Raw genomic sequence first — 19,682 nt, forward strand, 5'->3', positions numbered from 1 at the left:
AACGAGCGACGTTGCCGCAACGTTGCGGGCCCCTCACCCCAGCTGGCGGTCGAGCTCGACCAGGTGCTGCTCGACGAACGTCCGCCGCGCCGAACCCAGGGGCAGCGCCCCGGCCGCGGCCGTCCACACCTCGTGGTCGTCGCGTCCCTCGGCACCCTGCGCGTACGCGAGCAGCGCGTCCGCGTCGCCGGAGCCGATCAGCCGCTCGCGCAGCCGCAGGCGGAGGTCCTCGCGGAGCTCGACCACGCCGGGCGCGTCCGAGGTCGGCAGCACCGGACCCGCGTACGCCCCCACCGCCTCGGCCAGGCGCCCCGCCTCGAGCGCCCGGCGGACCCGGCGCACGTCGGACAGCAGCGGCGCGCGCAGGGCGTACGGGCGCGAGCCGAGCATGTCCTCGCCGAGCGTCGAGCGGAGCCGGGAGACCTCGGCCCGGACGGTGACGGCGGACAGTCCGTGCGTCGAGAGCGCGGCCTCGAGCTCGCCGCCGCTGAGACCGCCGCGGTGCTCCGACAGCAGGAGGAGCATCTCGCTGTGCCGCAGGCTGAGCACGGTGCTACGTCCGGCCCGCTCGAGCAGGCCCTGCGGACGGCCGAGCACGGAGAACCGGGCCGGCGCCGTGGGCCGCCGAGCCCCGCCGTCGGACCGGCGGCCGCGCAGCCGGTCGATGCGGAGCTCGGCCTCGGCGGCGGCGACGGTGGCGCGGACCAGGGCGAGCGTCTGCGGCCCGGCGACCTCTGGACCGCCCGTGATGTCGAGGGCGCCGAGGACGACGCGGGTGTCGGGATCCCGGATGGGCACGGCCGTGCAGCTCCACGGCGTGACCGACCGGACCAGGTGCTCGGGGCCGAGGATCTGCACGCCTCGACCGGTCCGCAGCGCGGTGCCGGGGGCGTTCGTCCCTGCCCTCGCCTCGCTCCAGTCCGCTCCCGCGACGAAGTGCATCGACTCGGCCCGGCCCCGCAGCCCGGCGTCGCCCTCGAGCCAGAGGATGTGGCCCTCGGCGTCGGTGACGGCGACGACGAGCCCGGCGTCGGTCGCCGCCTCGACCAGCAGGCGGCGCACGACGGGCATCGTCCGGGCCAGCGGCGAGCGGCGGCGGAGCTCCTCGAGCGCGTCCCGACCGAGCGGGGCGGGCACGCCGCCGGTCTCCGGGTCGAGCCCGCCAACGAGGCTGCGGCGCCAGGAGTCGGCGACCACGGGCCGCACGGTGGGCGCGATGCGACCGGTCGCCAGGAAGTCGTCGTGGAAGCCGGCGAGGGCGCGGGAGAGCGAGGCCGCGTCGGAACCCGGAGGTACGGCCGGGGCGTCGACGCCCCTCACGACCACCCGCTCGTCATGGTCGAAGGATAGTGCTGGACCGGCGACCGGGTGCCCTCGCGCACGAGGTCGCCAGCCGCGATGATGTCGCCATGGACCTGACCCACCGCGTACGCGTGCCGGCCCCGCTGGACGAGGCCTGGGCGACCGTGAACGACCCCGCCCGGGTCGCGGCCGTGCTGCCGGGCACGACGCTCGACACGGCCGCGGACGACGGGTTCACCGGGTCGATGAAGATCAAGCTCGGCTCGTCCCTGCTCGCGCTGACGGGCAGCGGCCGCTACACCTCGCGCTCCGAGGGCGCCCACCGCGTCGTGGTGACGACGACCGGGACCGACCGCCGGGGCGACGCCGGCGTCGAGGCCACGCACACGATCACGCTGGCGGGCGTCGGCGACGGTCGCGCGGAGACCGACGTGACTGTCGCGACGTCGATGACCTGGAGCGGACGACCCGGCCGGCTCGGCGACGGGGTGGTCGCCGACGCGGTCGACCGCGTGCTCGACCTGACCGGCACCCGCGTCGCCGCCCGCGTCGCCGAGGGGCTGCCCTGGGCCCCGGCCGCCGGCACCGTGTCGGCGCACGACGACGAGCAGACCGCGGCCGCCGTGGTCGACCACCCGGTCGAGCTCGGCGACGACCTCGGGTCGATCGACGAGCCCGAGCCCGGCGGGCACCCCCGGCCGCAGCCGTCGCCCTCCCCCGGCCCGTCGCCCCGGCCCCCGAGGACGAGCACGCCGAGCGCGAGCACACCGCGGCCTTACGTCTACCAGCCCTACAGCAACACCGCCGAGCCGCACGTCAGCGTGGCCCGCACCCTCAGCCAGCTCGCCACCAGCCGCGTCCTGCCGTACGCCGGCCTCGGCGCCCTGGCGCTCTTCCTCGGCGCCTCCGCCCTGCGTCGGGCCCGGCGCTGAGCGAGCGGCCGACCTGGACGGTCACGGCCACGGTGCTGGTGCAGCGCGACGACCGCTGGCTCCTGACCGTGCGAGGGGCGGACGTGGACGACGCCCCCGGTCAGCTCGGTCTGGTCGGCGGCCACCTCGAGCACCAGGGCGACAGCGGCCCCGGCGTGCTCGAGGCGACCGCGCGCCGGGAGGCGGCCGAGGAGGTCGGGCTCGACCTCGCCGACGCCGCCCTGACCTACCTGGAGTCGGAGGTCTTCACCACCGACGCCGGGGTGGGCCAGGTGACGGTGTCGTTCCTGGTGGCGGCGCCGGAGGACCAGGAACCGGTGGTCGCCGACCCCGCCGAGCTCACCGCGCTGGGCTGGTGGACGCCCGGGGAGGCGGCGGCCGACCCGCGCTGCCCGCCGTGGCTGCCGCCGATGCTCGCGCGCGCCGAGCTCAGGCGCCGACGGGCTCCAGCCGCTCCCCCGCCGGCTCCTCGGCCACCGGCCGCGGACGACCCGGCAGCACCAGGGCCAGCAGCACCGACAGCGCCGTGAAGCCGGTCGCCCACCCGAAGGCCTGCTGAAAGCCCGCGACCGGCCCGACGGCGGCCACCGCGCCCTGGAGGACCACCGCGAGCACGGCGACCCCGACGGCCCCGCCGACCTGCATCGCGATGCGCGTGATGATGCTCGCGTGCGGGATCTCCGCGCGCCCGAGCCCGACGAACCCCACCGCCATCAGCGGGATGGTCACCGCGCCGAGCCCCACCCCGCGCACCAGCAGCACCCCGAGCAGCCACCACGTCGGGGTGTCCGGACCCGCGAACGCGAACGGCACCGTGGCGAGCCCGAGGACGGCGAAGCCGACCAGCGCGACCACGCGCGGGCCGAGCCGGTCGTTGAGCCGACCGGCCAGCGTGCGGCTCAGCAGCGCACCGATCCCCTGCGGCACCAGCAGCAACCCAGCGCCGAGCGCGTCCGCCCCGCGGAGCTCCTGGAACGAGAGCGGCAGCAGCAGCATCGCGCCGTAGAGGGAGGCGCCCGTGAGGAACAGCAGCGACGCCGACGCGGCGAGCGGGCGGTGCCGCAGGAGGTGCACGTCGACCAGCGCCGCACCGCGGCGGCGCAGCGCCCAGACGGCGAACGCGACCAGCAGCAGGACCCCGCCGGCCAGCGGGCCCCAGACCTCCGTCCGGGCGAATCCGCCGTCCCGGTGCACGCTGCTCAACCCGTAGAGCAGCCCGACGACCGCGGGCGAGAGCAGCAGGAGCCCGACAACGTCCAGCCGGGCAGGCTCGGTCGGCCCGTCGGCCGGGATCAGGAACCACGCGAGCACGAGCCCCACGACGGCGAACGGGACGTTCACCCAGAACAGCCAGTGCCAGCTGGCGGCGCCGAGGATCAGCCCGCCGACGACCGGCCCCAGGATGGGGCCGAGCGCCGTCGGGAGGGACACGACCGCCATCAGCCGGCCCAGGTCCTTGCCGCCCGCGGCCTGCATGAGCAGGGTTGTGAGCAGCGGCAGCATGGCGCCCGCGCCGATCCCCTGCACCACCCGGAACGCGATGAGGCTCGGTGCGCTCCAGGCCAGGCTGCAGAGCACCGACCCGACCAGGAAGACGACCAGGGCCGCCATCCACAGCCGCTTGCCGCCGACCCGACGCTGGAGCCAGCCGACCACCGGCACGGTGACACCCAGGGCGAGCAGGTAGGCCGTGGTGACCCACTGGATCGTGGCGACGGAGGCGTGGAGGTCACCAGCGAGGCTGTGCAGCGCCACGCTCACGATGGTCGAGTCGAAGAGCGGGGCCATCGCGCCGACGACGAGCGCGAGCGAGAGGTTCCGGAGCGAGCGGTCCATGAGCAGCCTTAGATACGAGAAGGTTTCTTGTTCTCGACGGTAGGCCGGTCCGCTAAGATACGCAAGTGGATCTTCTCGAGGAGTCCGAGCCCGCTGACGGCGGTCCGCCCCGTCGACGCCGGGGCCAGGAGCTCGAGAGCGCGCTGCTCGACGCCGCGTGGGAGGAGCTGCAGGCCCACGGCTACGCGGGGCTGACGTACGACGCCGTGGCCGCCCGCGCCGGGACCAGCAAGCCGGTGCTCTACCGCCGCTGGCCGGCCAAGGCCGACCTCGTGGTGGCGGCCATGCGGCACGCCGGGCTGTTCGAGCGGCGGCCGCTGCCCGACACGGGCTCCCTGCGGGAGGACGTCGTCGCCACCTTGCGGAACTTCAACGAGGTACGCGGCGATTTCATCACCGCCATCGGGCTCTACCTGGCCAACATCGCGTCGGACACCGGGCTCTCGCCGGCGGACCTCCGGGAACGCCTGCTCGGCGGACGGGCGGCGGGCGGCACGGTCCTGCTCGAGCGTGCGGTGGGGCGCAGGGAGATCCCGGACCGCGTCCGGCCGCCCGGGCTGGTCACGTTGCCGTTCGACCTGTTCCGGCACGACCTCGTGATGACGCTGGCGCGGGTGCCCGACCGACGCATCCTCGAGATCGTCGACGACCTCTGGCTGCCGCTGATCAGGCGCGAGGACTAGTCCCCCGCGCTCGTCGTCCGCGTCAGTCGCAGGACAGGACGCGCAGCCGTACGGTCTCGGGCAGCTCGCGCAGCCGCTCGGCCAGGTCGGCGCGGACGGGTCCCACCGTGTCGGTGATGACGTAGCCGAGCTCGCCGCGGGTCGAGAGGGTCTGGCCCTCGATGTTGACCCCCGCGTCGCCCAGCACGGTGTTGACGCGGGCGAGCACGCCGGGGACGTTCCGGTGGACGTGCAGGATGCGGCTGCGGCCGGGCTCGACCGCGGCGATCACCTGGGGCAGGTTCACCGACATGGTCGTCGCCCCGCCGGTGGCATAGTCGCCCAGCTTGAGCGCGACGAAGCGGCCGATGTCGGACTGCGCCTCCTCGGTCGACCCGCCGACGTGCGGGGTGAGGATGACGTTCGGGATGTTCTGCAGCGTCGAGACGAACGGGTCGCCGGTCGTCTTGGGCTCGGTCTCGAACACGTCGAGGGCCGCGCCGGCGACGTGGCCCGACAGCAGGGCCTCGCGCAGGGCCTCGTGGTCGACGACGATGCCGCGGCACAGGTTGAGGAACAGGCTCCGCGGGCGCATCTTGGCGAACTGCTCCGCGCCGAACAGGCCGGCGTTGCCCGCCCGGCCGTCGACGTGCAGGCTCACCGTCTCGGCCACCGCGAGCAGCTCGTCCATGCTGTCGCAGCGCTGGGCGTTGCCGAGCGCGAGCTTGTCGGCGACGTCGTAGAAGTAGACCTTCATGCCCAGCGCCTCGGCGACGACGGAGAGCTGGCTGCCGATGTTGCCGTAGCCGACGATGCCGAGCGTGCGGCCGCGCACCTCGTGCGCGCCCTTGGCCGACTTGTCCCAGACGCCGGCGTGCATGGCCGCGTTCTTGTCCGTGAGGTGGCGGGCCAGCGAGATGATCTCGGCGAGGACCAGCTCGACGACGCTGCGGGTGTTGGAGAACGGGGCGTTGAAGACGGCGACCCCGCGCTCGGCGGCGACGGCGAGGTCGATCTGGTTGGTGCCGATGCAGAACGCGCCGACCGCGAGCAGGTCGGGCGCGGCCTCGAGCACGCGGTCCGTGACCTGGGTCTTCGAACGGATGCCGAGCAGCTGGACGCCGGACATGCGGGACGCGAGCTCGTCCTCGTCCAGGGCGCCCTTGACCGTCTCCACCTCGATCCCGCGCTCGGTGAGCAGCCGGATGCCCTCGGGGTGGATGTTCTCGAGCAGCAGCGCTTTCACGCTCGCAGTCTAGGAAGCCCGGGTCACCGCGTCGCCGGGATCTCGCCCCCGACCGCCGACGGCGCCAGCTCGGCGTAGCTGCGCCAGGGCCCACGCCCCTCGGCCTGGAGGACCGCGTCGAGGCAGGCGGCGGTGAACACGTCGGCGGCGGCCTCCAGCAGCAGGTTGAAGGCGGGGACCAGGCCGGCCCAGCCCGGCTCGGGGTCGTCGCTCAGGGGTCGCCGACCCGAGGCCAGGCAGAAGATCGTGTCGCCGTCGGACATGGAGTGCACCGGCGCGATGGCCCGCGCCAGCCCGTCGTGCGCCACGGCCGCCGGCTTGCGCGCCTGCGCCTTGGTCAGCGTCGCGTCGGTCAGGACGACGCCGATGGTCGTGTTGAGGGAGGGAGCCGGGTCCCGACGGGCCCGCTCGAGCGTCGCGCGCTCGTCGGCATTCGGCGTGGCCAGCGTTCCGGAACGATCGGCCCACAGCCGCCCCGTGGCCGAGTCCACGGCCGAGCCCGCCGCGTTGACGACGACCAGGGCGGCGACCCGGACGCCGGACGGCAGCGTCGTCTCGGCCCAGCCGACCCCGCCCTTGAGCCCGCCGCAGACGGCACCGGTCCCCGCGCCGACGCTCCCGCGCGCCGTGTCAGCGGCCGTCGCCGCGGCGAGCGCGTCGCGGCCGAACGTCGCGTCCGGACGGTGCCGGAACGTCCCGCCCCGGCCGAGGTCGAAGATCACCGCCCCGGGGACTATGGGCACGACCTCGCCTGGTCCCGGGCCGACCGGCAGCCCGACGCCCCGCTCCTCCAGCCCGGCCATCACGCCGTCGGCCGCCGCCAGCCCGTACGCGCTGCCGCCGGTGAGTACGACCGCGTGCACCCGTTCCACGAGTGTGGAGGGGTCGAGCAGGTCGGTCTCCCGGGTGCCGGGTCCGCCGCCCCGGACGTCGACCCCGCCCACCGCACCCTCGCGGGCCAGGACGACCGTCGTGCCGGTGAGCCAGCCGTCCCCGTCCGCGCTGCGGTGGCCGACCTCGAAGCCGTCGATCATGCGTGCTTCCTGATCACGCCACCCACCATGATCGTCAGGACGTGATCTTGTAGAGCGACGACCGCATCCTGAACTTGCTCTGGAAGGCCGAGCCGGTCACCGTCTGCGTCTTCTTGCTGCCGACGATCTTGATGCTCACGACGCGGCCCCCGTAGCGTCCGGAGCCGTCGCGCTTGCTGATCGTCAGCTGCTTGACCGTGCCGACCGACGGGTAGGCCTTCGCGACCGCCTTGGCCGTGACGGTCTTGCTCCAGGCCTGGGACTTGACGACGCCGTCGTACGGGTCGTCCTTCTCCTTGAGGTACGGGTAGCCACCGGTTGACATCGCGCCGCCGTTGGACGACGCGAACTGGGTCAGCGCGACCTGCCCGCCGTAGGTGACGATCGTCCCGGCCGTGGCCTTCGCCGCCGCCGTGCCGGCCGTGGTCTCCCGCACGATCCGGCTGCCGCCCGACGTGGTCGTCGCCTTCCCGCCGTAGACCTGGCAGGCGGTGGTGTCACAGATGTCGTAACCGCTGTAGCTGGTGAAGTCACGGATCCGGATCGCGTACGAGCGCGCGGCGACGGCCTGGGCGCGGACCGCGTCCGGCGCCCACGAGGTCGGCATCTCCGACGGCACGACCGATCGGACGTAGTCCTCGAGCTTGACCTTGTTGACCGTCCGGCCGCCGGTGCCGCGCTTGATCAGCCGGAGCGTCCCGCGGTACTCCCGGGTGGCCCCGTTGGGGAGGCGGAGCTTCACCACCTTCGCCTTGGTCGACACCATCCAGGTGCTGGAGTCGAGCGGCGTCTTCAGCGCGTGGTAGTCGCCGTCGCCGTCGCGCCACTCCAGCTTGTAGCCCGACCCCGACCGCTTGATCCGCCAGGACTTGTAGTCGCTGCCGGTCGGGACCGTGATGCTGTGGTCGTTCGAGTCGTAGACCTTGAGGCCCTCGGCCGGCAGCACGCGCAGGTTGTTGTCGTCGTCCGCGCTGATCCAGACCTTGATCGTCGTCGACGAGCTCAGGGTCTTCAGCGTGGTGCCCGGGTAGTAGAAGGCGAGGATCTGCTTCCAGCTCAGACCCTTCTTCGCCGCGCCGTACGCGCCGTACTGCGACATCCCGTGCCCGTGGCCGAAGCCCGCGCCCTTGATCACGAACTTGCCGTCCGACGGCTTGACCGCGGAGTCGGCCTCGGCGCTCGGGGCGGTCAGCGCCCCCGTCAGCAGCAGCGAGCCGGCCGCCAGGAGCGAGGCCGCCGCTCGCAGGAACCGGGTGCGGTGGAGGTGCTGGGGTCGCGTCATCGGGGCCGTCCTGGGGGGGTTGGGACACGGGCGAGCCCAAGGTTTCATGATGTCAAGAGCGACACGCCAGAGTTGTAGAAGAAAAAGTTGAGGTTCGTGTGGTTTCTGGGTCGACCGTCGCTTGAGAGTCGAAGGAGTGTGCGCTGTGGCACACCAGGCGCTCTCGATTTGAACCCTGCGCTGCAGTCGCGTAACTTGTTGTTCACCGGCGCGGGGTGGAGCAGTTCGGTAGCTCGCTGGGCTCATAACCCAGAGGTCACAGGTTCAAATCCTGTCCCCGCTACAAAAAGTATGTAAGTCAGGGCCAGGTTCTCCGCATGGAGACCTGGCCCTGACTGGTTCCGGGGAGACATCCGTGAAAACGTGCTGCCCCAGCGTGACAGGCCACGGTCCGGCCACGACCTTGGTCAACGGGTGAGGAACAGGGTGCCATCGTCGTCGACACGGCAGCCCTGGTCGCGATCCTGGAGGACCTGCTGACCCAGGCCGACACCGCACACCCGTCCCTCAGGTGCCGGTCGACCTCGCGGACGTGGCTCGCTCGGTCGTCGCGTCGGCCCAGGCGGCAGCTCAAGACGCCGGGGCGACGCTGCGCACGGAGGTCACGTGTCCGGTCCCACGACCGTCCAAGGCGCCGAAACCGCCCTGGCACGAGCGGTCCCCGCCCGGTCGACGACGCGCTGGAGCACGCCACCAGCGCGGTCGAGATGCACCTGCGCCGTACCGGCCGCTCAACCGTGATCGAGGTCCTCGACGACAGCCCCGGCACCCCCTCGGAGACGCTGCCGGGCACGTTCGACCGCTCCTCCAGCGAGCGGCGACCGGCGGCTGGCGACACTTCGGTCTCGGGCTGGCCCTGGTCAGTGAGATCGCCACCCGCCACGGCGGAAACGTGACCGCGCAGAACCGACCCGGGACCCAGCCGGGCGCGCTGCTGCGGCTCACCCTCCCCACCGGCGCCCGGACCGCTCGACGGCGCTCCGACACGACGTAGGGACACCCCCCGAGGCGGTCGGCAACAGTCGCGGCAAGCGATCCAGGTCGACTCATCTGCGGCTAAGAAACGCCTGGTGAAGTTCTGCTCACGGGAGGCGCCGACGCCGCCCGGGTCCAGCCTCCCCAGTCGAAGGACTCCTCAACGCCATGACCCCCCTCCTCGTCACCCCCGCCCTTCGCCGCAGCTTCGCCGCCTCGTTGGCCGTTGCCGCGCTCATCTCGGTGAGCGCCTGCAGCTCCGACACCACCACCTCGAGCTCGCCGTCGGCGTCGTCGTCCGCCTCGTCCTCGCAGCGGACGGGAGGGGGTCCTCCTGGCGGGAAGGGGGCACCCGGCGGTGCCATGCAGACCTTCACCGCGGTCGACCTGGACACCGACGGCGCGAACGCGTCGAACGCCAACACCAGCGACGTCGTCACGGCGACGAACGCCTTCCTCGCCACGCTGGACGACGCCACCAAGGCCAAGGTCGTCTACGCCTTCACCGACAACGCCTCGCGCCAGACCTGGTCGAACTACCCGTCCGCACAGGTGCCCCGCAAGGGCGTGGCGCTCTCCACCCTCAGCGACACCTCCAAGGCTGCTGCCCTGGCCGTGGTCAAGACGATGCTCAGTGCGCAGGGGTACGCCCAGGTGCAGACGATCCAGCAGGCCGACGACTGGCTGAAGGCCAACAGCACCTCCGGCAACAGCAGCTTCGGCTCCGACGTCGACTACTTCATCGCCGTCTACGGCACCCCGTCCACGACGGACCCGTTCATGGTCCAGTTCGGCGGGCACCACCTGGCCCGCAACTACACCTACAAGGGCACGACGGCGAGCATCACGCCCGACTTCACCGGGACCGAGCCCAAGACGTTCACGGTCGGGAACACCACCGTGGAGCCGTTGAAGGAGAAGGCGGGCACCCTGTTCGCCGCCTTCGACTCCCTCAGTGCCGACCAGGACGCGCAGGCCAAGCTCTCCGCCAAGGTCGACGACATCCTGATGGGCCCGAGCGTCGACAGCGGCAAGTTCCCCACCACCGAAGGTGTGGCCGTCAGCAGCCTCTCGGCCGACCAGAAGAAGCTCGTCCTCGCCGCGATCGCGGCCTGGGTCAACGACGCCGCGCCCGGGCAGGCCGCGTCCATGCTCAAGACGTACGAGTCCCAGCTCGACCAGACCCGGATCGCGTACGCCAGCAGCAAGACCGTCGACGGTGAGGACACCTACCTCCGCATCGACGGCCCGCGGGTGTGGATCGAGCTCGTCAACACCCGGAGCCAGAGCACCCCGAACGTCCACTACCACGGCGTGTGGCGCGACAAGACCGACGACTACGGCAGCACCAACCCCAGCGCATGAGCCGGCACCCGTCGTCGTGGCGCAGAGGAGTGAGCCTGCTGCTCGCGTGCGCCACGCTGCTCCTGCTCGGCACCGCGTCGACAGCCTCGGCGCACCCGCTCAGCACCTCGGCTGTGCTGCTCGACGTCGGCACCACCTCGGTGAGCGCCACCGTCGAGCTGCCGCTCGACGAGCTCAGCGTCGCCCGGGACCAGGTCCTCACCGCGAGCACCGTCATCGAGGCAAGCACGCTGGCCGAGCTGTGCACCTACGTCCAGGGACACCTGTCCGCGTCCGACGCGAGCGGACGCACCTGGTCGACCGTCGTCACCAATGGCCGGGTCGAACCCGTCGACGGGGTCGACAACCTCGTGCTCGACGCCACCCTGACCCCCGCCTCCGGACCGGTGGGCGACTTCGTGCTGCACGACGACGTCATCGTCGACCAGCTGCTGTCGCACCGCGTGTTCGTCTCGGGCCGCTACGGCTCCACCGGGTCCTACACGACGCTGGCGATGCTCTCCTGGCAGACGCAGTCGGTCCCGGTGGCGTCAGCAACGCCCGCCTCGACCTCGGCGGCGCCCGCGGACGAGGGGTTCGTGGCAGCGGTCCGGCTCGGGATCCACCACATCGCCACCGGCAGCGACCACCTGCTGTTTCTGATCATGCTGCTGCTGCCCGCACCGCTGGTCGCCGCGGGCCGACGCTGGCAGGCTCGACCCGACACCGGGCTGGGCGGAGCCGCCCGGTCGGGGGTACGTGTCGTGCACGTCGTGACCGCGTTCGCCGTCGGCCACTCGTGCACCCTCGTCCTCGGCGCCCTGGGCTGGGTCGCGCTGCCGTCCCGACTGGTCGAGAGCGGCATCGCGCTGTCGGTGCTGGTCTCCGCGGTCCACGCGGTGCGCCCCCTCGTCCGCCGCGGCGAGGTCCTCATCGCCGGCGGCTTCGGGTTGCTCCACGGCGTGGCGTTCGCCGCCATCCTCGGTGGGCTCGACCTCAGCCGCACCAGCCTGGTCACGACGCTGCTCGGGTTCAACCTCGGCATCGAGCTCACCCAGCTGCTCGTCGTCGCCCTCGTGATGCCCTCGCTGCTCCTGCTCAGCCGGACCCCTGCCTACCCGGCCGTGCGCATCGGCGTCGCGACCTTGGGTGCGGTGCTCGCCGCCGGCTGGCTGGCCCAGCGGGCTGGTCTCGTCGGCGTGAACCCGCTCGAACCGGTCGCGCCCCTGGTCGTCGACCACCCCGTCGCTCTCGCCGTCGGCCTCGCCGTCTGCGCTCTCGCGCTCACCGGGCTGCAGCGCGTGAGAGCGACCCGCCCAACACCCCGCAGGTCTTTGCCCCGGTGGGCCGCACCCGAGCGCGAACGGTTGACGACGGACACGTGCAGGTAGCCCGCCGCGTCCGCCGGTGTGCGCAGCCGCGACCAGCGCCGGTGGAGGTCGACGAACGCGTCCTGGACCAGCTCCTCGGCCCGTCCGGGGTCACGCACCAGCAGCCAGGCCACCCGCACGAGCCGGACGTAGTGCGCCGCGAAGAGCGCGGCGAGCGAGAGCTCCTCCGCCGCGTCACGCGGACGGCTCGCGTCCGTCGAGCTCAGTGCCTCCACACCCTGTCCACGTGCGAGCCCCCTGGCCGGTTGTCCTCGGAGGCGAAGTTTTCAGCACGACGTGCACGAAGCTCGTCGCCGGCGCTCCGCAGGGTGGCCGGCGTCGGTCGTGTCGGCCGGAAGTGCCCCACCGCGCCGCTAGCGTGATCAGCCTCGGGTCCACCCCAGCGTTGGAGGAGCGTCGGATGTCTCTGCTGCGCCGAGCGTGCGGTGTCCTCGCTGCCGCCGCCCTGGTCGTCGCCGTGCCGGCTGGCACCGCCCTCGCGGCCTCGCCGACGACCCGCGCGTCGCTGGTCTTCGACGACGCCCGCATCCTCGACGACAGCTCGGTCGTCCACGACATCAACGCGCTGCGCAACAAGGCGGGGGTCAAGGTCGCGGTCCTCACCACCGGCGACGACGCGGACGTGCACAAGGACACCTACGACGACGACGTCCTGACCTACCTGGAGGAGCACGACGACAAGGCGGTCCTGAGCAGCGACGGCGACGGGCTGCGCGACGGGCTGATCCTGATCGCGGTCTCGCCCGACGTGCGCCAGGTCGGGGTGTACGCGGGCGACGACGTCGACCTCGACTCCGACGGGGTCGAGGAGGTCGTCGCGGCGGTCCGGCCGGACGCCCGCGCCGGACGGTGGGACGACGTCGTGGTCGGCGGGGCGAAGAAGGCCCTGGCCGTCACCGCGGCCGGCGAGGGCACGAGCAGCGACGAACCCGACTCGGACGACCAGACCTACTACCCCACGTCCCCCGAGAACGACCCGACCGACACCACCTCTCCGGTACCGGTCGGGGCGATCGTCGGCCTCGTGGCGGGCGTGGGCGCCCTGATCGGCGCCCCGTGGGCCGTGGTCGCGGCGAGGCGGCGGCGCAGGCGCCGGGCCGAGCTGCTGGCGTGGACGCCGGAGCCGAGCGCCGTCGCCGACGCGTTGCGGCAGTGGCGCGACGCCATCGAGCAGGTCCAGATGACGGGCTACCCCGACCACCCGCGCGACCGGTCGGGTCGAGCGGCGTGGACCTACGACCCGGCGGCGTCGGTCGCCACGCTCGAGACGCTCGCCTCTGACGGCCCCACGCTCGCGCAACGGGTCGACCCGGCCGCCCACGCTCGGCTGACGGCGCTGCTCAGCCCGAGGCGGACGTTGACGGCTTGGGTGGACGACGCACGGTTCTGGGCCCGCGAGGCAGGGTGGGAGGAGCGGTGGGAAGCCGAGCTCGAGCGTCTCGTCGGCGGGCCGCTGGCGGCGTTCCTGGGCAGCGTCGACGCCCTCGCCGGAGACCGGCCCGGGCGCAGGCTGACGAAGATCCGTACGGAGGCCGAAGCGCTGCAGGCGAGCGCCGCCGCCCTCGACCGGTCCGTCCGCGCCGGGGAGGTCCGGCCGACCGACGGCCTGGCCGAGGCGCGGGCCCTGAACCGCCGGATCCGCACCTTCGCCGAAGAAGCGGCCCACACGGTCGGGCGCGGCCTGTCCGACCGGGCGAAGAGGAACCTGCTGGCGGGGACCTCGGGCCACGACCCGTCGTTGTCGCCGTACCTGCTGGGCAGCCTGATCGCGGCGTCGGCGTCGCAGGACGTCTCCTCCGGCTCCGCCGGCGACCTGTTCGGCACACCGGGGACCGGCGCGGGTGGCTTCGGTGCGTCGACGACGTTCAACGACTCGTCGAGCAGCGGCGGTGGGATGACGGGCGGGTCAGGCGGGTTCTGACCGCCTGCTCGGCTGCGACCACGTGTTCTGGATGGCGACCGGCAGTAACTGACCCGCACGACGGTCAGGCGGTCAGCACCTCTTGGTAGTGCTGGACGGTCGGGAACGGCTCGTAGAAGTGGTGCAGGAGGGCGCGCCAGCGCTCGTACCCGACTGATCCGCGGAAGCCCTCCGTGTGGTCCTGCAGGCGACGCCAGTGCACGAGGAGGAGGTAGGTGCTCGGCTGCTCGAGGCAGCGGGACAACGTCAGACCCTCGAAGCCCGGCATGCTCGCGATGATGGTCCTGGCCTCCGCGAACGCCGCTTCGAAGTCGGCCTCGGTGCCGGGCCGGACAGACAGCAGGGCGTGCTCGAGGATCACCCGCAGAGCCTTCCAGATCCTCGACCCGGTTCACCAGGGCGTCGGGCTATCGTGCACGCAGGAAGCGCGGGCGAGGACGAAGGAACGCCGACGCCTGCTGCCGACAAGCTGGCCGCGATCACCGACGGACGGTTGCGCCGGGCTCCGCCGGGTATCCGCGGGCCAGCAGCACCACCCCGGCGGCGGCCACCAGGGCGCAGCCGACGGCGGCGGCGAGGACCGGTCCGCCGATCGCGGACCCGTCCTGCAGGAGGTACCGCCCGCCGACGACCGCGGTCAGCGGGTCGACGAGGGTCAGGCAGCAGATGACGACCTGCGGGGCGCCGAAGAGGTACGCGGACTGCATCGCCCAGACCCCGAGCGGCAGCGCGAGGGCGAGGCCGACCACCGCGGTCGCTACCAGCGCCGGATCGGTCGCGACGGGTGAGCGGACGACCTGCCCGAGGGTCCGGACCAGGACCGAGACGAGCCCGAAGAGCGCGGCCGCCACCACGGCCCGGCTCGCGCAGCGCAACAACGCCGGCGCGCCGGGGCGGCCGAGGAGGAGGGCGACGGCGGTCCCGGCGGCGAGCACGGCAGCGACCCCCGCCGCGAGGGTTCCCCAGGCGGGCAGCGTCGCGGGTCGGCTGGCCGGCAGGAGCAGCACGACGGTCAGGGCGGCGACCCCCGCCACGCTCAGGAGCGTCCCCAGCCCCTGCGCACGCGACGGGCGTCGGCGCCGGGCCAGGGCGGACGCCACGACCGTCACGGGCACGGCGAGCACCCCGACCGGCTGGACCAGCGTGATCGGGGCGAGGGCGAGCGCGACGACGTGGAGCCCGCCGCCGAGACCGGCCTGACCCGCCCCGAGGAGCCAGGCCGGCTGCCGCAGGAGGCGCAGCCCGGCGGCCAGCCGCTCCCCCACGCCGGCCCGGGTGTTCGGGGCACCCGCCTGGACAGCCCGGTGCTGACGGACCGAGGCGAGCCCGAAGAACAGGGCGCCGAGGGCGGCCAGACCGACCGCCAGCACGTTCACGCGGGGTGCCTCGCGGTCGGGGTCTGGACGTCGGTCCGCCGGACGGCGAGGTAGCCGACGAGCAGGGCGATGATCACGGCGGCCACGCCGGCGACGGGTCCGTCCCCGAGCCCCAGGCCGCCGCCGTGCGCGGCCGGCTTGCCCAGCCAGTCGGCGATCGAGGCGCCGAGAGGGCGGGTGAGGACGTACGCGACCCAGAACGCCACGACCGGGTTCAGCCGGAAGAAGCGCCAGCCGACGGCGGGGACCGCGATGGCGACGGCGAAGATCGCGACCGAGGGCAGGTAGCCGAGCCGCAGCTGGTCGGCCGTGAAGTCCCCGGCCGCGGTGCCGAGGGCGAAGCTGGCGAGGACGGTCGCCCAGTAGAAGAGCTCGCGGCGGCGGGTGGTGATGCTGTGGATGGAGAGCGTGCCCTCGGAACGGTGCCAGCAGAAGAACAGGACCCCGACGACGACCAGGTAGAACACCGTCGTCACCGCGTACGGGAGCCCGACCAGGTGGACGCCGTCGGCAGCCATGGTGCCGAAGACGGCGACCATGGCGACGGCCAGCCAGTAGACGGGCGCGGTGTAGCGGCGGGTGCGCAGCTGGAGCCAGAGGGCGGCGGCGAGCCCCAGCACGCCGACGGCGATCGCGGCGACGAGGTTCGTGTTCGCCAGGAAGTCCGACAGCGCCTCTCCCATCCCGGTGGTCAGGGTCTTGATCACCCAGAAGAGGACGGTGATCGCCGGGACCTTCGCGGCGAGGTCGGTGCCGCCGTGGGTCGAGACGGGCGCGGTGGTGGTGCTGGTCACGGGCTGTCCTCGGGGACGTCGAGTCGGCGGGAACGCGAGCCCGGCGCTGGTCTCGTCGTCGCGGCCGGCGCCCCAGGATGGCGAGCGCCGGCTGCCGGCTCAGTCTCCGACGCCCTCGCTGAGCCCGACCTGAGCGCGGGTGGTCCGGCGGAGGGTCGACTGACGCAGGTCCTCGGGCACGAGCCGGCCCCGCTCGATCAGCAGCGACTGGACCACGACCACCAGGGTCTGGGCCGCGAGCAGCCCGACCAGCACCAGGATCTGGGCCGCGCCCGCCTGGGCGGGGCTGCCGCCGCCCAGCAGCACCCCGACGAACGCGCCCGGCAGGGTCACCAGCCCGACCGTCCGGGTCTGGTCCAGGCCGGGCACGAGCGCCTCGGCGCGGTGCCGACCGATCACGAGCCGGATCGCGACCGGCCCGGCCAGCCCGAGCGCCAGCGCCCCCTCGTACGTGTCGCGCTCCTCGCGCAGGGCGATGAAGCACCGCCGGCCGTTCAGGCTGCTGGCGGTCATGCAGCCGCCGATGACGATCCCCGCCATCGGGACGATCGCGGCACCGTTCCACGGCACCGACCCGGACGCGAAGATCACGACGAGCACCGGCACGGCCCCCGACGCGACGCAGACGAGGACCCAGGGCCAGGCACGCCCCACGCCAATCCGGCGGGCCGAGGTGCCGACCGCCACCCCGAGCATCACGACGGCGAAGGCCAACGACCACTCCACCCGCCCCAGGACGGCGGTCAGGACCAGCGAGACGAGGGCCAGCTGGGCCACCGCCCGGCCGACGGCGACCGCGTTCGACCGGGCCGTGCCGAGCCGGCTCAGCGCCGCGGCCAGCACCGCGATCCCGGCGAGGACCGCCAGCGCCACGACGAGGTGGACCGAGAGGGTGGTCACGGACCACCACGTCCGACTGTCACGTGGCGGTCGCGGCGGGTCCGAGGGGCAGCCGGACCTCGAAGCGGCACCAGCCGTCCGGGTGGTCGACCACCTGCACCCGGCCGCCCTGGGCGGAGAGCCCGGCCCGGGTGATGGCCAGGCCGAGCCCGCTCCCGCCCGCGTCCCGGGTCCGGCTGGCGTCGAGCCGGACGAAGCGCTCGAAGACGCGCTCCCGGTCGGCCGGGTCGATCGCGGGCCCGTCGTTGTCGACCCGGATCACCGCCTCGCCGTCCTCGGTGAGCAGGGTCAGCGCCACCCGTCGCACCGCGTGGCGCTCGGCGTTGTCGACCAGGTTCCGCAGCGGCTGCGCCAGCAGCGCGGGATCGGCGTGGACCCGGACCGGCTCGATCCGGGTCTGGACCTCGAGTGTGCTGGTGGTCCGCAGCCGGCGCGCCTCGTGGTCGACCAGGTCGTCGAGGTCGACGTCGGTGGGGTGCGCAACGACGTCGTGGGCGTCCGTCCGCGCCAGGGTCATGAGGTTGCCGACCAGGCCGCGCATCCGGACGAGCTCGGCGTTCATGGTGTCGAGGAGCCGCGTCCGGGCGTCCTCGTCGGAGGTCCGGCCGGCCAGCTCGGCGGCGGTGCTCAGGGTGGCCAGGGGGCTGCGCAGCTCGTGGCTCGCGTCCGAGACGAAGGCCCGCTGCGCGCGGTCCGAGGCCTGGAGCCGGTCGAGCATGGCGTTCATGGTCCGGGCCAGCGCGGCGATCTCGTCGTGGGTCGGCGGGACCTCGAGCCGGGCGGTCAGGGCCCGGGCGTCGATCTCGGCCACCGTGGTGCGGATGCGTTCCACCGAGCGCAGGGCCCGTCCGACGAGGACCCAGACCGCCACCGCGACCGCCACCAGCAGCAGCGGCGTACCGGCGACGAGGAGCACGGCCACCGTCGACACGGTGTCCCGCTGGATCCGGATCGGGACCGCGACCTGGACGTACCAGGTCTGGTTCGCCGAGGTCACCGCGGTGGTGACGACCTTCCACTCCCCGCCCTCGTCGAGGGTGTCGATGTCGCGCTCGACCGAGTCGTAGTCGCCGATGTCCGGCCGCTGGTCCGACAGGGCCGTGGTGGCCGACCGGCGTGAGCTGCCGACGACGGTCCCCTCCGCGTCGAGCACGAGGGTGACGGCGTCGGTCCGGCTCTCGTCGCCGAGCGAGGCGACGGTCGTCGCCACCCCGTTCGCGTCGATGCGCGAGACCACCTCGGCCGCCCGCGCCCGCCCGGTCGCCTCGACCGCCTGCTCGAGCGACTGCTCCAGCACGAGCACCAGGCCGGTGCCGCCGACGAGCATGGCCACGACCACGACGACCACCGCGACGGCGACGGAGCGGCCGCGCACGCCGATTGTCGAACCGCGGCGCGCCAGCCAGCCCGGTCCACCCGCGTCCATGCCACCTCCCGGTGCTGCTCCGACCTGCGCGAGGTCGATCGTCCCACCGGACGTCGCGAGCCTCACGACGCCAGGGCGAGGCTCCGCCCGGGGAGGCGCCCGGCGGAGCGGGAGCCGACGAGCCGGGAGTAGTGGCCGACGAACTCCTCCAGCGTCGCGGAGAGGGAGTGGGCCTGCGCGCGGGTCCGGCTGCCACGCCCGAGGCGGGCGCGCAGGACGGGGTCGACGAGCAGCTGCGCGAGGGCGACGGCCAGCGCCCGAGCGTCGCCCGGGGCGTAGAGCCGGCCGTTCACGCCGTCCTGCACCAGGTGCGGCAGGGCCATCGCGTCGGCGGCGACGACCGGGAGCCCGGTGGCCATCGCCTCCAGGGTCGCGATGCTCTGGAGCTCCGCGGTCCCGGGCATGACGAAGACGTCGGCGCGCCCGTACGCCGCGGGGAGCTCGTCGTCGTCGACCGCCCCGAGGAAGCGGACAGAGTCCTCGATCCCGAGGGAACGGGTCAGTGCCTCGAGCGAGCTCCTGAGGCTGCCCATCCCGACGACCTCCAGCCGGGCGCCGAGGGACCGCGGCAGGTGGGCGAAGGCGGTGAGGAGCTCGTCGACGTGCTTCTCCTGCTCGAGGCGCCCGACGAAGAGCAGGGACGGCCGGGACGTGGCCTCGAGCGTCCGCGACACGGCGAAGCGGTCCAGGTCGATGCCGCAGGAGACGACCTCGGCCGGACGCAGCGTGGTCGAGGCGGCGAGCAGGTCGGCGGCCCGACGGGTGGGCACGCTGATCAGGTCGGCGTCGTCGTACACCCGTTCGAGGTCCCGCCACGCCAGCCGACCGGCGGTCCGGGGGAAGCGGCGGACCACCGGGACGTGGTGCAGCAGGTTCTCGGGCATGAAGTGGTTGGTCGCCAGGACCGGGACCCCGTCGCGGCGGGCCGCGCGCACCAGCGTGCGACCGAGGCCGAGGTGGGACTGGACGTGGACCACGTCCGGTCGGGCGACGTGCAGCACGTTCTCGACCCGCCGGCGGGTGGTCGGCGGCAGGCAGACCTGCATCCGGGGCCGGCCCGGCAGCGTCACGGAGCTGAGCCGGTGCACCCGCACGCCCCGGTCGAGGTAGGTGTCGTGGCCGCCGTCGGCGGAGGGCCAGAGCAGGTCGACCGTGTGGCCCGCGTCGGCGAGGCCGGCGGCCAGCCGCGCGGTGAACGTGGCCGCTCCGTTGATGTACTCGGGGTACTGGTCCGCGCCCAGCACGATCTTCATGGTCGACA

Annotated in this window: 17 protein-coding genes, 1 tRNA gene and 1 pseudogene; 7 read left to right on the plus strand and 12 right to left on the minus strand. The window is 73.5% G+C overall.

Features of this window, described 5'->3' with window-relative positions:
• Positions 1 to 33 precede the first annotated feature (33 nt).
• Positions 34 to 1,320 (minus strand): sigma-54-dependent transcriptional regulator family protein, encoded by a 1,287-nt coding sequence (locus tag FHX39_RS12200; protein WP_183338787.1) that lies wholly within the window; start codon positions 1,318 to 1,320, stop codon positions 34 to 36.
• Between the two features lie 89 nt (positions 1,321 to 1,409).
• Between FHX39_RS12200 and FHX39_RS12205 the strand changes: the two genes are divergently transcribed.
• Complete coding sequence (locus FHX39_RS12205) at positions 1,410 to 2,234, plus strand: SRPBCC domain-containing protein (protein ID WP_183338789.1); 825 nt, start codon at positions 1,410 to 1,412, stop codon at positions 2,232 to 2,234.
• Between the two features lie 32 nt (positions 2,235 to 2,266).
• Positions 2,267 to 2,764 carry an NUDIX hydrolase gene (locus FHX39_RS12210; protein ID WP_332836801.1) on the plus strand — a complete coding sequence of 166 codons (498 nt, stop codon included), beginning with the start codon at positions 2,267 to 2,269 and terminating at the stop codon, positions 2,762 to 2,764.
• Here FHX39_RS12210 and FHX39_RS12215 read toward each other — a convergent pair.
• Positions 2,664 to 4,070 (minus strand): DHA2 family efflux MFS transporter permease subunit, encoded by a 1,407-nt coding sequence (locus FHX39_RS12215; RefSeq protein ID WP_183338793.1) that lies wholly within the window; start codon positions 4,068 to 4,070, stop codon positions 2,664 to 2,666. The two genes, FHX39_RS12210 and FHX39_RS12215, sit on opposite strands and share 101 nt — an antisense overlap.
• Before the next feature lie 65 nt (positions 4,071 to 4,135).
• Here FHX39_RS12215 and FHX39_RS12220 point away from each other — a divergent pair, with 65 nt between their 5' ends.
• Positions 4,136 to 4,753 (plus strand): TetR/AcrR family transcriptional regulator, encoded by a 618-nt coding sequence (locus FHX39_RS12220; protein ID WP_183338795.1) that lies wholly within the window; start codon positions 4,136 to 4,138, stop codon positions 4,751 to 4,753.
• A 22-nt stretch (positions 4,754 to 4,775) separates the two neighbouring features.
• Here FHX39_RS12220 and serA read toward each other — a convergent pair whose 3' ends face one another.
• From serA to FHX39_RS12235, 3 genes are read right to left on the minus strand one after another with little or no spacing between them, the layout of a single operon-like run.
• Positions 4,776 to 5,978: a phosphoglycerate dehydrogenase gene (serA, locus tag FHX39_RS12225; RefSeq protein ID WP_183338797.1), complete on the minus strand. Its 1,203-nt coding sequence runs from the start codon at positions 5,976 to 5,978 to the stop codon at positions 4,776 to 4,778.
• A gap of 23 nt (positions 5,979 to 6,001) precedes the next feature.
• Positions 6,002 to 7,012: a P1 family peptidase gene (locus FHX39_RS12230; protein WP_183338799.1), complete on the minus strand. Its 1,011-nt coding sequence runs from the start codon at positions 7,010 to 7,012 to the stop codon at positions 6,002 to 6,004.
• Between the two features lie 34 nt (positions 7,013 to 7,046).
• Positions 7,047 to 8,294 (minus strand): SpoIID/LytB domain-containing protein, encoded by a 1,248-nt coding sequence (locus FHX39_RS12235; protein ID WP_183338801.1) that lies wholly within the window; start codon positions 8,292 to 8,294, stop codon positions 7,047 to 7,049.
• A 209-nt stretch (positions 8,295 to 8,503) separates the two neighbouring features.
• Between FHX39_RS12235 and FHX39_RS12240 the strand changes: the two genes are divergently transcribed.
• From FHX39_RS12240 to FHX39_RS21180, 3 genes are all read left to right on the plus strand, one after another.
• A tRNA-Met gene (locus tag FHX39_RS12240) sits at positions 8,504 to 8,577 on the plus strand.
• Positions 8,578 to 9,437: 860 nt separating this feature from the next.
• Positions 9,438 to 10,634: a DUF3500 domain-containing protein gene (locus FHX39_RS12245; RefSeq protein WP_198423373.1), complete on the plus strand. Its 1,197-nt coding sequence runs from the start codon at positions 9,438 to 9,440 to the stop codon at positions 10,632 to 10,634.
• Positions 10,631 to 12,004, plus strand: coding sequence for a HupE/UreJ family protein (locus FHX39_RS21180; protein ID WP_232530622.1), 1,374 nt, complete (start codon positions 10,631 to 10,633; stop codon positions 12,002 to 12,004). Before FHX39_RS12245 ends, FHX39_RS21180 begins: the two co-directional genes overlap by 4 nt.
• Before the next feature lie 26 nt (positions 12,005 to 12,030).
• Here FHX39_RS21180 and FHX39_RS22145 read toward each other — a convergent pair.
• Positions 12,031 to 12,219: pseudogene (locus FHX39_RS22145) on the minus strand (sigma factor); the annotation flags it as partial.
• A gap of 185 nt (positions 12,220 to 12,404) precedes the next feature.
• Between FHX39_RS22145 and FHX39_RS12260 the strand changes: the two are divergent.
• Positions 12,405 to 13,925, plus strand: a complete 1,521-nt coding sequence (locus FHX39_RS12260) for a DUF5129 domain-containing protein (protein ID WP_183338803.1) — start codon at positions 12,405 to 12,407, stop codon at positions 13,923 to 13,925.
• A gap of 64 nt (positions 13,926 to 13,989) precedes the next feature.
• Here the strand turns inward: FHX39_RS12260 and FHX39_RS12265 are convergent, their stop codons facing one another.
• From FHX39_RS12265 to FHX39_RS12290, 6 genes are all read right to left on the minus strand, one after another.
• The gene (locus FHX39_RS12265; RefSeq protein ID WP_183338805.1) at positions 13,990 to 14,286 is read right to left on the minus strand and encodes an antibiotic biosynthesis monooxygenase family protein; all 297 of its coding nucleotides are present in this window, start codon (positions 14,284 to 14,286) and stop codon (positions 13,990 to 13,992) included.
• Positions 14,287 to 14,404: 118 nt separating this feature from the next.
• Positions 14,405 to 15,301: a DMT family transporter gene (locus FHX39_RS12270; RefSeq protein ID WP_183338807.1), complete on the minus strand. Its 897-nt coding sequence runs from the start codon at positions 15,299 to 15,301 to the stop codon at positions 14,405 to 14,407.
• Complete coding sequence (locus FHX39_RS12275) at positions 15,298 to 16,095, minus strand: COG4705 family protein (protein WP_183338809.1); 798 nt, start codon at positions 16,093 to 16,095, stop codon at positions 15,298 to 15,300. Before FHX39_RS12275 ends, FHX39_RS12270 begins: the two co-directional genes overlap by 4 nt.
• A gap of 99 nt (positions 16,096 to 16,194) precedes the next feature.
• The gene (locus FHX39_RS12280) at positions 16,195 to 16,995 is read right to left on the minus strand and encodes an ABC transporter permease (protein ID WP_183338811.1); all 801 of its coding nucleotides are present in this window, start codon (positions 16,993 to 16,995) and stop codon (positions 16,195 to 16,197) included.
• A 19-nt stretch (positions 16,996 to 17,014) separates the two neighbouring features.
• Positions 17,015 to 18,487, minus strand: a complete 1,473-nt coding sequence (locus FHX39_RS12285) for a sensor histidine kinase (protein WP_183338813.1) — start codon at positions 18,485 to 18,487, stop codon at positions 17,015 to 17,017.
• Positions 18,484 to 19,674 carry a glycosyltransferase gene (locus FHX39_RS12290; RefSeq protein WP_198423374.1) on the minus strand — a complete coding sequence of 397 codons (1,191 nt, stop codon included), beginning with the start codon at positions 19,672 to 19,674 and terminating at the stop codon, positions 18,484 to 18,486. The genes FHX39_RS12285 and FHX39_RS12290 overlap by 4 nt, the downstream gene beginning before the upstream one ends.
• Between the last annotated feature and the right edge of the window lie 8 nt (positions 19,675 to 19,682).

Source organism: Microlunatus antarcticus (assembly GCF_014193425.1).
In the GTDB taxonomy this organism is placed as follows: Bacteria; Actinomycetota; Actinomycetes; order Propionibacteriales; family Propionibacteriaceae; genus Microlunatus; species Microlunatus antarcticus.